Origin of the sequence: Arthrobacter sp. 2MCAF14, assembly GCF_052115645.1 — a bacterium.
In the GTDB taxonomy this organism is placed as follows: Bacteria; Actinomycetota; Actinomycetes; order Actinomycetales; family Micrococcaceae; genus Arthrobacter.
This window is the reverse complement of sequence record NZ_JBFRHB010000002.1, coordinates 90,067-104,759: the sequence shown is the minus strand read 5'-3', so window position 1 is coordinate 104,759 and position 14,693 is coordinate 90,067. Positions and strand designations below refer to the sequence as shown.

At 61.6% G+C, this 14,693-nt stretch carries 16 protein-coding genes; 8 read left to right on the top strand and 8 right to left on the bottom strand.

What is annotated here, in order from left to right; translation table 11 throughout:
* Window positions 1-85 precede the first annotated feature (85 nt).
* The 3 genes from coaA to mscL all read left to right on the top strand — a co-directional run bounded on the left by coaA (window position 86) and on the right by mscL (window position 2,434).
* Window positions 86-1,096, top strand: a complete 1,011-nt coding sequence (gene coaA / locus AB4074_RS02390; RefSeq protein WP_441411915.1) for a type I pantothenate kinase — start codon at window positions 86-88, stop codon at window positions 1,094-1,096.
* A gap of 5 nt (window positions 1,097-1,101) precedes the next feature.
* Entirely contained in the window at window positions 1,102-1,956 is an 855-nt protein-coding gene (locus AB4074_RS02385) for a M15 family metallopeptidase (protein ID WP_441411914.1), read from the top strand.
* Between the two features lie 88 nt (window positions 1,957-2,044).
* Complete coding sequence (mscL, locus tag AB4074_RS02380) at window positions 2,045-2,434, top strand: large conductance mechanosensitive channel protein MscL (protein ID WP_441411913.1); 390 nt, start codon at window positions 2,045-2,047, stop codon at window positions 2,432-2,434.
* Window positions 2,435-2,500: 66 nt separating this feature from the next.
* Here the strand turns inward: mscL and glmM are convergent, their stop codons facing one another.
* From glmM to AB4074_RS02350, 6 genes are all read right to left on the bottom strand, one after another.
* Window positions 2,501-3,865 (bottom strand): phosphoglucosamine mutase, encoded by a 1,365-nt coding sequence (glmM, locus tag AB4074_RS02375; RefSeq protein WP_441411912.1) that lies wholly within the window; start codon window positions 3,863-3,865, stop codon window positions 2,501-2,503.
* A 286-nt stretch (window positions 3,866-4,151) separates the two neighbouring features.
* On the bottom strand, window positions 4,152-5,078 hold the full coding sequence (locus AB4074_RS02370; RefSeq protein ID WP_441411911.1) for a TadE/TadG family type IV pilus assembly protein: 927 nt from the start codon (window positions 5,076-5,078) through the stop codon (window positions 4,152-4,154).
* Window positions 5,079-5,995: 917 nt separating this feature from the next.
* Complete coding sequence (locus AB4074_RS02365; RefSeq protein WP_441411910.1) at window positions 5,996-6,442, bottom strand: Hpt domain-containing protein; 447 nt, start codon at window positions 6,440-6,442, stop codon at window positions 5,996-5,998.
* Window positions 6,443-6,452: 10 nt separating this feature from the next.
* Window positions 6,453-7,046 (bottom strand): hypothetical protein, encoded by a 594-nt coding sequence (locus AB4074_RS02360; RefSeq protein ID WP_441411909.1) that lies wholly within the window; start codon window positions 7,044-7,046, stop codon window positions 6,453-6,455.
* 12 nt (window positions 7,047-7,058) lie between these two features.
* Window positions 7,059-7,748: a TasA family protein gene (locus tag AB4074_RS02355; protein ID WP_441411908.1), complete on the bottom strand. Its 690-nt coding sequence runs from the start codon at window positions 7,746-7,748 to the stop codon at window positions 7,059-7,061.
* 37 nt (window positions 7,749-7,785) lie between these two features.
* Entirely contained in the window at window positions 7,786-8,406 is a 621-nt protein-coding gene (locus AB4074_RS02350; RefSeq protein ID WP_441411907.1) for a signal peptidase I, read from the bottom strand.
* Window positions 8,407-8,923: 517 nt separating this feature from the next.
* Between AB4074_RS02350 and AB4074_RS02345 the strand changes: the two genes are divergently transcribed.
* Both AB4074_RS02345 and AB4074_RS02340 read left to right on the top strand, forming a co-directional pair.
* Entirely contained in the window at window positions 8,924-9,841 is a 918-nt protein-coding gene (locus AB4074_RS02345) for a glycosyltransferase family 87 protein (RefSeq protein WP_441411906.1), read from the top strand.
* A gap of 345 nt (window positions 9,842-10,186) precedes the next feature.
* The gene (locus AB4074_RS02340) at window positions 10,187-11,818 is read left to right on the top strand and encodes an ArnT family glycosyltransferase (RefSeq protein WP_441411905.1); all 1,632 of its coding nucleotides are present in this window, start codon (window positions 10,187-10,189) and stop codon (window positions 11,816-11,818) included.
* Between the two features lie 254 nt (window positions 11,819-12,072).
* On the opposite strand, the gene rpsI is transcribed toward AB4074_RS02340, so the two are convergent.
* Both rpsI and rplM read right to left on the bottom strand, forming a co-directional pair.
* Window positions 12,073-12,582 (bottom strand): 30S ribosomal protein S9, encoded by a 510-nt coding sequence (gene rpsI, locus AB4074_RS02335; protein ID WP_441411904.1) that lies wholly within the window; start codon window positions 12,580-12,582, stop codon window positions 12,073-12,075.
* Window positions 12,583-12,618: 36 nt separating this feature from the next.
* Window positions 12,619-13,062 (bottom strand): 50S ribosomal protein L13, encoded by a 444-nt coding sequence (gene rplM / locus AB4074_RS02330; protein WP_024817563.1) that lies wholly within the window; start codon window positions 13,060-13,062, stop codon window positions 12,619-12,621.
* 295 nt (window positions 13,063-13,357) lie between these two features.
* Between rplM and AB4074_RS02325 the strand changes: the two genes are divergently transcribed.
* The 3 genes from AB4074_RS02325 (at window position 13,358) to AB4074_RS02315 (ending at window position 14,671) form a co-directional block, all read left to right on the top strand.
* Complete coding sequence (locus AB4074_RS02325) at window positions 13,358-14,011, top strand: prepilin peptidase (RefSeq protein WP_441411903.1); 654 nt, start codon at window positions 13,358-13,360, stop codon at window positions 14,009-14,011.
* A 268-nt stretch (window positions 14,012-14,279) separates the two neighbouring features.
* The gene (locus AB4074_RS02320) at window positions 14,280-14,471 is read left to right on the top strand and encodes a Flp family type IVb pilin (RefSeq protein ID WP_441411902.1); all 192 of its coding nucleotides are present in this window, start codon (window positions 14,280-14,282) and stop codon (window positions 14,469-14,471) included.
* An 8-nt stretch (window positions 14,472-14,479) separates the two neighbouring features.
* Window positions 14,480-14,671 carry a Flp family type IVb pilin gene (locus AB4074_RS02315; protein WP_441411901.1) on the top strand — a complete coding sequence of 64 codons (192 nt, stop codon included), beginning with the start codon at window positions 14,480-14,482 and terminating at the stop codon, window positions 14,669-14,671.
* Window positions 14,672-14,693 lie beyond the last annotated feature (22 nt).

The following is a 14,693-nucleotide window of genomic DNA, read 5'->3' as shown; positions in this document are numbered from 1 at the left end:
GCCCGCACGTAGGCCAGACCGCGGGATATGCCGGATAGCGCACCTTTTCCGGAGAGCATGCTCACACAAAATCTTCCCGCCGTTCATGCTGTATTTCCGGATCAGCCAACGGAAGGGCAGAATCTCTATAGTGACTTTGCAACGCAATGAAGCGAACGGCGACAGCTCCTCTCCGTTCGTGGAGCTGGACAGGCAGACGTGGTCCCGGCTGGGTGCACAGATGGAGCAGCCGCTTAACGAAGAGGACATCATCCGGCTTCGCGGCCTCGGCGATCCCCTGGACATGAAGGAAATCCGCGAGGTCTACCTTCCGCTCTCCCGCTTGTTGCACCTTTATGTCCAGGCGTCACAGCAGCTTCATGCAGCCACAACCACCTTCCTTGGCGAGCAGACCCAGCGCACGCCCTTCGTGATCGGCGTCGCAGGTTCGGTGGCGGTCGGTAAGTCCACTATTGCCCGCGTGCTGCGCGAGATGCTCCGCCGTTGGCCTGGCACTCCGAACGTCGAACTCATCACCACCGACGGGTTCCTGTACCCGCTCGCTGAGTTGAAGCGCCGGCATTTGCTCGAACGCAAGGGCTTTCCGGAGTCGTACGACCGCCGGGCCTTGCTTCGATTCGTGAGTGCGATCAAAGGGGGCGCCGAAGAGGTCCGCGCTCCTTGGTATTCGCACGTCACCTACGACATCGTCCCGGACAAGGAAGTGGTGGTCCGACGGCCTGATGTCCTCATTGTTGAGGGCCTCAACGTGTTGGCACCCGCCCGTCCCCGGCAGGACGGCCGGCAAGGCTTGGCCCTGAGCGATTTCTTTGATTTCTCCATTTACGTTGACGCCAAGACCTCGTACATCGAAGACTGGTATGTGGACCGTTTCCGCAAGCTTCGAACCACGGCGTTCGCCCAGCCCGAATCCTACTTCCACCGTTACGCCACGCTCTCCGACGCCGAGGCGGAAGCCACTGCACGCGGCATTTGGAAGCGCATCAACGAACCCAACCTTGAGGAAAACGTGCTCCCTACCCGTGGCCGTGCGCAACTTGTCCTCACCAAGGACGCCGACCATTCCATCCGCCGCATGCTGCTCCGAAAGGTTTAGCACGGATGTGCTACAACTGCGGTCCCAGCCGAAGGTCCTTCACAACGCTACTTGCTGCAGGGGTGGGAATGGCGACCTTGGCGGCCTGCAGCCCGGATACCCGGGTCGCTTCGCCCACATCCGCACCGTCCTCTTCGGGCCCCCAGACCGCAACGCCGACGCCGACGACCACGACGCCGGTTCCCGCCGCAGCGGCGAGCGAGCCGCCGTCGAGCGCACCGCCGTCGAAGGCTCCGCCGTCGGGTGTGCTGTCCCAGCAGTTTTCCCTGAGCGACCCGGCGAGCCAGTGGGTCATCGTCAACAAGCACCGGCCGCTGACCCCCTTGCAGTTTGTCCCTGCCGACTTGGCACAGCCACGCGTGCAACTCGCAGTCAGCGGAGAGGCGTCCCTGCTCAACAGCACCACCGCCGGAGCAGCCGAAAAGCTCTTCGCGGCAGCCGCGTCGGCCGGCGTCACCATGACTCTGGCGTCCGGTTACCGTTCTTTCCAGACCCAAACGGCCACGTACAACGGCTACGTGAGCACCCGCGGCCAGGCCTCCGCGGACACGGCTTCCGCCCGTCCCGGCTTCTCGGAACACCAGACGGGTTGGGCGTTCGACATCGGAGACGGCGGCGGGGCGTGCAGCTTCGAGCCCTGCTTCGCTGACCAGCCGGCCGCCGTTTGGGCCAAGGCAAATGCATACAAGTACGGGTTCGTTGTCAGATACCCGGGGATGCTCAATGAAATCACCGGCTATTACTACGAACCGTGGCATTTGCGATTCATCGGGGTTGAGGCTGCAACGGATATGGCCAAGCGGGGCATCGGCACCCTCGAGGAGTACTTTGGACTCGAAGCGGCGCCGGGCTACCCCTAGAGGTTGATTAACCAGGGAAGTTCCCGACACTCCTGGGAATTGAACGGCTGCTCACTTCGAATTCACAAGCATGCACTAGCTTGGTGCCATGTTGAGTGGATTTAAGAATTTCATTCTGAAGGGCAATGTCGTAGACCTTGCCGTCGCCGTCGTCATGGGTGCCGCCTTCGGTGCAGTGGTTGATGCACTCGTCAAGAACGTCCTCATGCCGCTGATCGCTGCCTTGGTTGGATCCCCCAACTTCGACAGTTTCGCGAAGGTAACCATCAACGGAAATGACCTGCAGTTCGGGGTTTTACTGACCGCGATCGTCAACTTCGTCCTGGTAGCCGCCGCAATCTATTTCGTCGTGGTAGCCCCAATGAACCACATGATCGAGCGCCGCAACGCCAAGTTGGGCATCTCGGAAGATGAGCCCGCCGCCGATCCGGCGGTGACACTCCTCACCGAGATCCGCGACAACCTGGCCCAAAGGTAAGCAGTTGAAATAACTGTGGCCCGCCTCCTCACGGAGACGGGCCACAGTTGTTTGGTGCTTTCGGGCCTAGAGAGCCAGTTCGCGTGGAATAGCGAGGCGGTCTTCGACGACGCCGGCCAGTTCAGTGCATATGCGGGTGGCGGTTTCCATGTCCGCGGCCTCCACCATCACGCGCACCAGCGCTTCGGTGCCCGACGGCCGCAGGAGCACCCTGCCGGTGTCACCAAGTTCGAGTTCGGCGGCAGCCACCGCAGCGGCGACGCCTTCGTCCGTGGCGGCGCGCGACTTGTCTACGCCCTTCACGTTGATCATGAGTTGCGGCAGCTTGGTCATGGCGCGGGCAAGGTCTTGGAGGGTGCGGCCTGTCCCGGCCACCTGGGCGGCGATCTGCAGACCGGTCAGGACACCGTCGCCCGTGGTGGCGTAATCGGAGAAGATCACGTGGCCCGACTGTTCTCCCCCAAGGCTGAAGCCGCCGTCGCGCATTGCCTCCAGAACGTACCGGTCCCCCACCGCGGTCTCACGGAGGGTGATTCCAGCGTCGCGCAATGCGATCTTGAGCCCGAGGTTGCTCATCACGGTGGCTACCAGGACGTCGTCCTTCAGTTTTCCGGACGCCTTCAGCGCGAGGGCCAGGATCGCCATGATCTGGTCACCGTCGACCTCGTTGCCTTCGTGGTCTACGGCCAAGCAGCGGTCGGCGTCGCCGTCGTGCGCTATACCCAAGTCCGCACCGTGCTTGATGACCGCTTCCTTGAGCTGGCCAAGGTGGGTGGAACCGACGCCGTCGTTGATGTTCAGACCGTCGGGTTCCGCGCCGATCACCACAACCTCGGCGCCCGCACTGGCGAAGACCTGCGGGGAACAGCCGCTGGCTGCACCGTGGGCGCAGTCCAGCACAACCTTGAGACCCTCGAGGCGGTGCGGCAGGGTGCCGAGCAGGTGGACGATGTATCGGTCCTCGGCGTCCGAGAAACGCTGGATGCGGCCGACGTCGCCCCCCACTGGGCGTGAGGGTTCCTTGCCGAGCTGAGCCTCGATTGCGTCCTCCACCTCGTCCGGGAGCTTCTGGCCGCCGCGGGCAAAGAACTTGATTCCGTTGTCCGGTGCCGGGTTGTGCGAGGCCGAGATCATGACGCCGAAATCGGCATCGAGGTCGGCGATGAGGTAGGCCGCGGCGGGAGTGGGCAGCACGCCGGCGTCGTACACGTCGATGCCGGAGCTCGAAAGTCCGGCTTCCACGGCAGCGGCGATAAACTCCCCGCTGGCGCGCGGATCCCGGGCGACCACGGCGCGGGGCCGCGTTCCGTTGGCCGCACGCTCATGGCCAAGGACCACCGCGGCAGCTTGGGCCAACTGAAGAGCAAGCTCCGCGGTGAGCAATCCATTGGCGAGACCACGCACGCCATCTGTTCCAAATAATCTAGCCATCGCGTCCCAGTCTAGACGACGGTTGGAAGGTCGAGGGAAGGCGTGGCGAAGGGCCCGTCGGCGGGCGCCATCAATCCCCGATGGCGTTCCGGGGGCCGGCGCCCCATTGCTCTGGCATCCTGCTTGAGCCCATTATGGAGTTCACGGAACACGATCTTGATGCCTCCTGCAGTCTGGATCGTCAGTGCCCATAGCTTCTCCTTTTGCCTTGGGAGCCGTCGGCGCCGGTTGTTGGCGCCAAGGACCCGCCGTTCGCCGATTGGACCACCGCTTGCCCGATGCGCTTTTAGCCACTGAGCCGGACCACTTTGGCGCCGAGGTCGGGGCCGCCCAGGGTGAAGTTGCTCAGGCTGGTGAACTGCACGAATTTACCGATCAGGCCCTTGCAGCTGCCCTTGCAGCTGGGTGAGCCGTTGTTGTTCCAGCTGTGCCCGGGGAAGTTGAAGCCAAGGAGCTGGAACGCGGCGAATCCTTTGATGTGGTAGTTGCCGTTGCTGTCGACGTCGTCGAAGACGGGCAAAATGATGACCTGGTTCTCGAGAGAGTCGAATACGGCCGAGCACTGCCCGGGTTCGCTGACACCCTGCTTGGACTGGGCCGCTGGATTGGCGACTGAAATCGTTACCCCGCACTTTCCCGGGTCAGACTGCAGCCAACCGAACCCTCCGGGGATGATGTGTCCCGATGGGCTGGAACTGACGCAGGTCGTGGTGCCGTGGATCGGCAGGACCTGGATCGTTCCGGACAGATCGAACTGGCACTCGGAGAAGGTGACCGGAAGGGTGACCGTCCCGCCGGAGGGGGACCCCCATTTCGCTGTGGACTCGGCCTTGACGTCGGCGCGGTTCACGCCGAAGATCCTTGCCAGGCCCAGGGAGACTCCGCTGCCGTTGGCGTCCTGGGCCGAGACATCGACGACGACGGTGCCGGGGCTGGGGAACGTCGGGGCGGCCGCGTTGGCGAGGCCGCCGTCGGTGTTTGCCTTGGCCAGCTGCAGCGCCTTCCCCGGGGCGGCCGGGGTGCACAGGCTTGTGCCCCGTGTCGCGCAGTCCTGGGCGATCGCCAAGGCCCCGGCATCGGCTCCGTTTTGGAGTTTCGCCTTCGTGGCGTACAGGTTGCCGGCGTCAATGGCGATGGCTCCGAAACCCAGCAGCACCACCATGAGCAGTGCGATCAGGACAGCGGCGGCTCCGCGTTCACCCGTATCTTTCAAACCCGCCCCCAGGCAGCGTCCTTTGGGTTCGCCCGTTCGGCGCAACCCCCTCCGCAATCATAGGGGCTGAGAAGGGTACGGAACAGGTGCGCGGCGTTCCTTTTCAAGCTTCGGTGAGCCCGCGAATCGTGGCCAGATCCGGGTTTCATGGGTCTCGAAAACAGGTACTCGGTACTCGTGCCACGGACCACCCAAGGGATGTTAACTCGCACAAGGAACGTCAGTGCTTTGGGGAGGACATGGGATGGACGCTGGAGTGCCGCCACGGCAGGCTCCGTTGACCGTGCGACAGGCAGCCAGACGGGCAGGCCAGGACGTGATGTCCTTCAAGACCTTGGCAGACATGCTCAATGGCACGCCCGCGGATCTGTGCCCGTATGGGAACCGGGGCGCTGCCCGGTATGATGCGGAACGCCTCCGCCACTGGCTTAGGGGTCGGGAAATGCCTGACGAATCGCCACTGAAGGTGCGGATCACAGCGGCCTGAGACGGTGGGCAGTGGACTGTCCGAGATGCGGAGAGGTCCGTGAGTGTCACTGGTCCGCGTCTGATGGCTGCCAAGCGGTCCTTGGTGGAGCGCCTTGCCGAGGCCCTGCGGGTTGCCGGGGATCGGATACTTTTGGACATTACTTACGGAGCCGATCGCCCGGCCCTCCTAGCCTGGGCGGAGGCCGAGTCCCTGAAGGTCCGGGGGGACAAGCTTTTGAATGAAGCCGGCAGGCTTCGGGTGGAAGCGATCTTCGGGTTGATCGAAGAAGGCCTGACCCCGCCGGTCCCCCCAGCCGCTGTCGGCGCCGCAGGCGGCGCGGGTTTCATCCAGGGTATTCACCGACTCCGTGGACTAAGACGTGGCGGTTGCCACACCCTCATTGGAGATTTGTTCTGCGCCTCTTCAGCGGCTTCATATTGGTTTGGGGTCAGTTGCCCAAGGTCATTCCCTCCTGGAGCGCACGGGTGAGGAACTCGGACATGGCGGTTTTCAGAGTGCAGACGAGGCCGGGAAGAACGACGGCGTTGCGTGCTGCGCCTCGCATGTCGCCGTGGAGGATGCTTTGCTCAAGCCGGTCGCAGGCTTTCTCCATGGAGCGGGCGCCGACCATGTGGGCGTTGACTTTGAGGCTGAGGACGGCGTCGATAGCGTTCTCGGTGTCATTGTTGCCGATGGCAGAGAGGATGCGTTCTACCCGGGTCTGGAGCATTTTCAGAAATGTCAGCGCGTAGCTCCGGGGAATGGTGGTGCATTGCAGCTGCTCTGCGAGGTCGAGCAGGGCGTCTGGGTGGAAGACCGCATCGCATGCTGTGGCTGCCAAGTTCTTGTCCTCTTCGGGTTCAATGGGGTTGCCACGGGTGCTCTGTTGATCCATTGTCGTGGGTTCAGCCGCCGGTGGTCGTCCCGGTCCGGACCTGGGTGCGGTCCACGGTGATCCCGATGGTCAGTGTGGGGGCTGGTGTTTTGGGGACACTTCCGCTGAAGGTGATTCTTGCGCGGAGTCGTATTGCTGTCCCGGAGTCTGCAGGGGCCGGGCCAGAGGTGGCGGGGATGGTCGAGGTTCCCCAAGGTGTTGTCAGGACCGTTGCCACTGTTCCCCCCGGGCAGGCGCCGGTGGTTTCGTTCCACGTGCTGGTGCAGGATTCGATGATGAATCGCACAGTTGACGGAGCCGTAGTGGTGCCCACGTAGTTTGCTTGTGTGATGGGGATGGTGCCAGTGTTGCCGATGGTGAAGTACTTGGGCGTGAAAGAGGGGTGCGCGGGATTGCCGTTGTTGGTGAACGAGAGGGTCAGCGGGCCGCTGCCGTACGGCGCGGCGGTGCTTTTCGACGCGACGGCTCCCCAGCTGCCGCTCGAGACGGCTTGGGACGCGGTGGTTGTGGTGGCTAAGGTGACGGCTTGGGCTGGTGTGGACGTGCACGCCAGCAGGACCGCTGCCGCGATGGCGGCTGCGGCCCTCCTGGGGTAGTGGGGCACGTTCACGCGTTGTTAGCTTCCGGTGGTGGTGGAGGTGCGCTGGGTTTCGCCGAAGGTCCAGGTCAGTGCCGAGGCCAGGCCCTGGATCGTGGTGGCGGGGGCGGTGGGAGCGGGGGTTCCGTTGACCGTGGTTTCGTTCTGGTCCGGCAGGGTCAGGGAGACCTGGAGGTTCAAAGTGGACCCGGCAGTGACGGTGCCGGCGATCAAGGTCGAGGGCGTCGTTAAGAGGGTGTTGAGGGGGACGTTTGTCGCCAGGGCGGTGGGGGTGGCTCCGGCGCCTGTGCAGGATCCGGCGCCGGTGGTGGTCCAGGTGCCGCCAGTGCAAGCGGTGACGGTGACGTGCAGTCCCTTGATGGCGTCGGTGGTGAGCTTGCTCGGGGTGCCATCCGCGACCGTGAGGGTCAGGGCCTTGCCGTCCATGGTGGCGCCCTGGGTGAGGTTGACGTAGCGGTTCACGATGTCGCCGGGAGCCAGGTTGGAGACGGACTGGCCGAACCCGACTCCGTTGCTGGCCATGGTCAGGCTCAGGGTGCCGGAGGTGGCGTTCTGGGCGGTGGCGTTGGAGGCGGTGGCGTTCAGGGCGGCGAACACGCCGCCTCCGGTGATTGCCAGGCCTGCTGCGGCCACGGCGCAGGCGGCGAACAGGGCAGGGGCGCGGCGGCGGGTGGAGCGGGCGGCGCGGCGGGCTTTGATTTCAGACATGACGGATCCTTTGGAGGAGGGTGGTGCGGGATGGTTTTTAGAGAGCGGGGACGGCGCTGCGGCGACCGGACGTACCGGATTTGCGGCGTGCCGAGGAGACAGGGGCGCTTCTGAGGATCCACCAGACACCGGATCCGGTGACCGTGAGACCGAACAAGCCCGTCAGGAGAGCCCTCTGGAGAGGGCTCTCGATCCACAGAAGGACGCTTCCCACCGAGGGAACGACGGCGACGACGACCGGCACCTGGGTCTGGTCCAGCACGGCCTTCCAGTGGTCCGGGGCCGGGTTGGCGTCACCCTTGGTAGTGAGCGTCGGTTTCGACGGTGTGCCGGAGATGGCGGTGATGCGGTGGGCGAACGGTGTGCTTTCACCTGGAGGTGTAAACACTGCGATCTGGCCTGGGCGAAGGCTGGTCACGTCGGCCGGTGCCGTGATGAGCAGGTCCCCGGGGGCGTAAGCGGGAAGCATGCTGGCGGTCAAGACGGGAGAAAACCCGAGGTGCAGCAGCGGGGCCACAAGACCGACGGCAAGGAATACAAGCGTCGCGAGCGTCGCCGCCGTCGTCGCGATCACGCCGAGCACGCGGCGTGCAGAAAAGCGTTGGCGGGCCCTCGCCCCCAGGCGGGGACCCGCGCCAGAACTGAGTGAACTGTCCATGGGGACGTTTCCGTTTCGTTTGAGACCGTTTAGCGGAACAAGATCCACTTTTCTGGGCCCACCTCAAGACAGCTCAAATATTCCAATAAGGTTTGTTTAGGATTTTGGCTCAAGACTTAAGCGAATCTTGACCAAATCTTAAGAAGTCGAGCCTTTTGCTGGCAGCACCTACGTTCAGTTCTCTGGGCCTTACGCGGCACGCCGCTAGCTCGTCGGCTAGGGTCTCAGAGCAAACGAGACCCGCCTTTACTCCTTCAGCCGCGCGAGCGCAAGAGTAGAACTACTTGATTAGCTTGTTCTGCACCACTCTAGTATTGAGCCTTAACTATTATCTACGATTACCGCATGACACCTAGCTCTGGGGGCTTGGCGCTCGAAAGTAATTGTCCCCGTTTCAACGAGTCCGCCATACTCGAAAGAAGTATCAACCGGCTTGCCGACTATCTTTCTCGGGAATTGTTGCCCTGCTGGGAAATTTCGATTGCCTGTGCACGGGCCCGTACGGGGTCGGGTTGCCATGACTAATACAGACGGCAAGGACGTCACTAGCGCCTTGGTCGGTCCGCGGACTGCCTTTGCTAGGAAGTTTCCTCTGCTAACAAAAACCGCACTCGTTCTGGCGTGGCTCGCGGGTCCCTACTTCGCGGGGCACGGCATTTATTTCGCCATATTGAACAGCAACCCCGGCTTCGACGCTCATGCGTACTGGCTGGCAGGGCAGGGCCCCCTTTTGTATGACAAACCGGCCGGTCAATTGGATGCGTATCTTTACTCTCCGGCTTTTGCCACCGTCATTCGCCCGCTTGCCATGCTCGACTGGCCATTTTTCTTCGCAGTGTGGGCGTGTTTGGAGGCGGCTGTTCTTGTCTGGCTTCTCAAACCACTACAGCTCAAGTGGGCGATCCCGCTCTTCTTGCTGAGTGTTCCAGAATTGGTCAATGGAAACATCTTCATCCTGCTTGCCGCTTCGGCAGTAATCGGAACAAGAATGCCTGCCGCCTGGGCTTTCCCGGTGCTGACGAAGATCACCAGCGGTGTAGGTCTCATCTGCTTCGTGGTGCGTGGTGAATGGCGTCGACTCGCACAAGGCATCGGCGCGTGTGTGGGCATAGCGGGCGTTTCCTATCTTTTTAACCCCTCCGAGTGGCAGGCCTGGTTCACTTTCCTGATTAGTCACCGGGGCGCCACACAAGACGGCGGTCTCAGCTTCTTTTTACGATGCATGCTTGGAGCCGGCGTAGCTGCATTTGGCGCCCGAAAGGGTTGGCCTTGGCTCATAGCCCCCGCCATGGTGCTGGTCTCACCCGTATTCGCTCTGCCCACGCTTACGCTCCTAACAGCAATTCCGCGACTCACATTGGCCGTTGAGCATGGCAGACCGGGAAGCAGTTTCGGAATGAACCGTCACCCAGTTCATAAAACACTCGGGGGTTGAAGTGTCGCCGTCACGAAAGCTAGTGCTTACAGATACCACAGTCGCGTCCCAGAGCCCTGGACCAGGAAGCGCGGAGTTCCGGCTGTGTTGACGGGAGTCACAGAACGGACAAGAAGCTTCTGGTGGACCCTGTTCCGCGGCCCAGCCCAGGATCTTCCATGGCAGCGTCCGGTTCTTCTGGGCCTTCTGGCTTCTGCGTCTGCCCTCTATATGTGGGGGCTCGATCGCAACGGGTGGGCTAACTCTTACTACTCGGCTGCCGCCATGGCCGGGTCGGAAGATTGGACGGCATTCTTCTACGGGTCTTCGGATCCCAGTAATGCTATAACCGTTGACAAGCCTCCGATGTCTCTGTGGATCATGTCCCTCTCCGTACGTGTTTTCGGACTCAACTCATGGAGCATCCTCGTCCCACAGGCACTGATGGGAGTACTCAGCGTCTATCTGATATACCGGATGGTAAAGAAGCGGAGCGATCCTGCAACCGGCCTATTGGCGGGGCTATTCTTCGCAATTACGCCGGTCGCCACTGTCATGTTCCGATACAACAATCCGGATGCACTTCTGACACTTTTGCTGATTGGGGCTGCCTATGGCACTCTCGAGTCCCTCGATCGCCAGAGAGCAATCTGGCTGGTAGCGGCTGGTGCCTGCGTCGGAGCCGGGTTCCTCACCAAGCAACTCCAGGTCGCACTCATCCTCCCGGCGATCGGACTGGCGTATTTTCTTTTCGCACGGTTCCGTGTGCATGTCAGATTGCTCCACCTAGGTGCCGGGCTGCTCGCAGCGATCGTGACATCAGGCTGGTGGTTTATGATCGCACAGGCGGCTGATCCTGCCCACCGGCCCTTCGTAGGCGGTTCCAGATCCAACAGCATCTGGGAGCTAACGGTGGGATACAACGGACTGGATCGGCTGACCGGCGCGGATGCCAGCCGAACGATGTCAGGTGCAACGGCAGCGTTGGACGTGAAACTTGACCCCGGAATTACGCGATTCCTGCAACCGCAGTTCTCCGGCCAGTTCGGGTGGTTTCTCCCATTCGCCATTGCAGGAATCGGTATCACCGTTCTGTTTCTTGTCCGCCGTCACGGCACTACCGAACAGCGCTCGTTCTTGGTGTTGTGCTCAACATGGCTTATTTGTTCGGCCTCGGTGTTGGCCATGATGTCGGGCATTGTCCATCCCTACTACGCAATCTCGACAGTGCCGTCGCTCAGTTGCCTGGCCGCTTTCGCGGCAACCTTCATGATGCGCCGCCTGAAGAACGGTCTGGTCCGTGCTGTGTCTGGACTCGTTCTGGCCCTCTGCCTGATTCTGGGTTACGCTTCCGCGTCCAGGTCCGTGAAGGACTTCCCGTGGCTGCCCCCGATTTTACTGATCGCAGGTGGACTGGCCGTGGCAATCGCTTTGATTCCGCCGATCAAAGAGCAATTTAGAACAGCCGTAATTCTGCTGATGGGAGCGTCGATCTTCTTGGGTCCTACGATCTGGTCGATAAACACGGTACTGAACCCGCATGCGGGCGCCGGAGTGGTTTCCGGGCCCAGCATCCTTGGCGTCCGAACTGATCGTCCGGATCGAACGCAATTGCCTGCCGATACACCGGCAGCCTTCACCGCGGTCATGTTCGGCGACGTGCCGGCTAAGGGAGTCCTCAGCAGGATTAAGGCAAGTCCTGCGTCAGTGCGGTGGGCGGCCGCCGTCGTCGGCTCGGAGACGGCCGCCAACTATCAGCTGGCCAGCTCCAGGGCGATCCTGGCAGTGGGTGGTTTCGACGGCACAGATCCCTTCCCGACGCTGGAGCAATTCCAAACGATGGTCCATCAAGGTAGTGTCGGATCGTTTGTGATCCAGAACCTCCCACCTTTAACGGTTGAGGGGAGAGGGGAATCCGCCCGGATTGTGCAATGGGTCGAAAGCAACTTTCAAGCCGAGATGATCGACGGCGCGTCCTTCTACCGCCTCACCCAGTAGTTCAAAGTACGACGAAAGCCCGCCCCGCCAAACGGCGGGGCGGGCTTTCGTGCTGGGCGCTGAAGCGGTCCAGCGCATTTTTAGCGCTTGTGGATCCGAGCGCTAAAAAGCGCCGAGGGCCCCGTGGTGATGTCGCGCCAGCGGCAACGCCACGGGTAGGCGCATTTTTAGCGCTTGTGGATCCGAGCGCTAAAAAGCGCCGAGGGCCCCGTGGTGATGTCGCGCCAGCGGCAACGCCACGGGTAGGCGCATTTTTAGCGCTTGGAGTACTGCTGAGCCTTGCGTGCCTTCTTGAGACCAGCCTTCTTACGCTCGATAACGCGGGCGTCACGACGCAGGAAGCCGGCCTTCTTCAGGGTGGCGCGGTTGTTCTCGGTGTCGATCTCGTTCAATGAACGGGCGATGCCGAGACGCAGTGCACCTGCCTGGCCGGAAATGCCGCCACCGTGGATGCGGGCGAAGACGTCGTAGGCGCCGTCAAGATCAAGGATCTTGAAGGGCTCGTTGACGTCCTGCTGGTGCAGCTTGTTCGGGAAGTAGTTGGCCAGTTCGCGGCCGTTGATGATCCACTTGCCGGTGCCGGGCACGATGCGAACGCGTGCAACAGCTTCCTTACGACGGCCAACTGCGGCACCGGCAACGGTCAGTGCCGGGCGCTCCTTCTTCGGCGCTTCTGCTTCCGCAGCACCGCTCTCCGAGGTGTAGCTGGTCAGGTTTTCCTCAGCCACAACGGCCTCGGTGGTCAGTTCTTCGTTCTGAGCCACGATTCTCCTTGATTAAAAGTTGTTTGGTGGCCAGGACTACTGGGCGACCTGGGTGATTTCGAAAGTCTTGGGCTGCTGGGCGGCGTGCGGGTGCTCTGCACCGCGGTAGACCTTCAGCTTGCCCAGCTGCTGTGCAGCGAGGGAGTTCTTCGGGAGCATGCCCTTGATGGCCTTCTCCACGGCGCGGACCGGGTTGGATTCCAGCAGCTCCGCGTAGTTGACGGAGGTCAGGCCGCCCGGATAGCCGGAGTGGCGGTATGCGCGCTTCTGCTCCAGCTTGGCGCCGGTCAGGGCGACCTTTTCAGCGTTGATGATGATGACGAAGTCGCCCATGTCCATGTGGGACGCAAAGGTCGGCTTGTGCTTTCCGCGCAGCAGTGTTGCGGTCTGGCTGGCAAGACGACCAAGGACAACGTCGGTGGCATCGATGACGTGCCACTGGCGGTTGATATCGCCGGGCTTCGGGGTGTACGTACGCACGGTTTTGCCTCGTTCTTGTTCTGGCGTTCATGTTTTAGGCGGCACGCTTGAAGCGTGTGCCTACTAGGTATGCGTTACCGGAGCAGAGGTGAGGGCTCTATGTACCAGTTATCCCGAAGTCCCGATATGCCTGTCGAGTTAACGATCCTGCAACTGGATCCCCAAGCGGGCATGTGTCATCGAGAAAGGACACGCACAACGACTATCAACAATAGCGGCAACGGGCTTCAGGGTCAAAATAGGCTGGAAACCAGCGTGAACGACCGAGACCCTTCCTGAGCTCCTAGGAGATGCCATGACAGCAACTGCCGCCCAACCCTTGCTTGTGGCCGCCTTCGGGCTCCTGGGGCTGCTCACGAGCCCCCTCGCGGAGCTTCTGATAGCCCGTTCCCTGCCGCGGCTTGGCGGCATCCCGTCCCCCGTTATGAGGCTCACGACGGCGGTGATCACCGCGGCGTTGTTTGCCGTCCTGACGCTCCGGTTCGGTTTGTCTCCCACGCTCCCGTCCTATCTCCTCCTGGCAGTGGTCGCTGTGCAGCTTTCACGCGTTGACGTCGCACACCATTTGCTTCCAAACCCGCTGGTTCTGTTTCTGCTTGCTGCCGGCTTGGTCCTGCTAACTACGTCTGCTGCGCTGCTTTCGGACTGGCCGGGGCTGCTGCGCGCAGCTGCCGGCGGCGTCATTTTGTTCCTCGGGTACTTAATTCTTGGATTGATCTCTCCCGGAGGCCTCGGAATGGGCGATGTGAAGCTCGCAGCGCCACTCGGAATGTACTTGGGCTACTTGGGCTGGAGCCAAGTGTTCTACGGGGGACTGCTGGGACTCGTGGTTGGCGGGGTGATGACGGTACTGATGTTGCGCCTGAAGCGCGGAATCAAGCCCGCTGAGGTGGCACACGGGCCGGCTATGTTCGCAGCGGCAATTGGAGTGGTACTGCTCTTTGCATGAGGCAGCCCTATCTTCATTGGCTTCCCACGGCTCGCAGGAGCCCCATCCGTGTCGACGCCTAAGTAGTACTTAGCCAGAAAAATCGAGTACCCGCGAAGCTTCCTCGAGTAGTCGACGCAACCAGCACTGAGAAAGACGAGTACCACTACGCATTGTTTGTTAACCCTCCCAGGAGCAATTCTTGTCCTATCGAAATCCGATCCGCTAAACGGGATATGCGAGCGGCAGGAATTCGTAGACAAATTCACCTATCTGGGAAGGTTTTCCGATGTCAACTCTCATGATCCACACCCTCGCATTCATCGCCGGCGTAAAAGACAGGTTCTCCTCCGAAAAGGGCGCAACAGCCGTTGAATACGGTTTGCTTGTTGCACTGATCGCGGCGGTCATCGTCGCCGTAGTTGCAACTCTCGGCACGCAAATCAACAGCGCCTTCAACACAATCTCGGTCAAACTCTAACAAGTCCAATGACACACCTGATAATGCCAGCCCTGTCTCTTAGATGGCGGGCGCAGCAGTTGGTCAGATCCGAAAGAGGCGCAACTGCCGTCGAGTACGGCTTGCTGGTTGCACTGATCGCGGCGGTCATCGTCGCGATCGTGGTCACCCTGGGTGGTCAGATCAACACAGCGTTTACATCTGTTTCAACGGCCTTGTAATCCAGAGGCTGAAATATTGCCC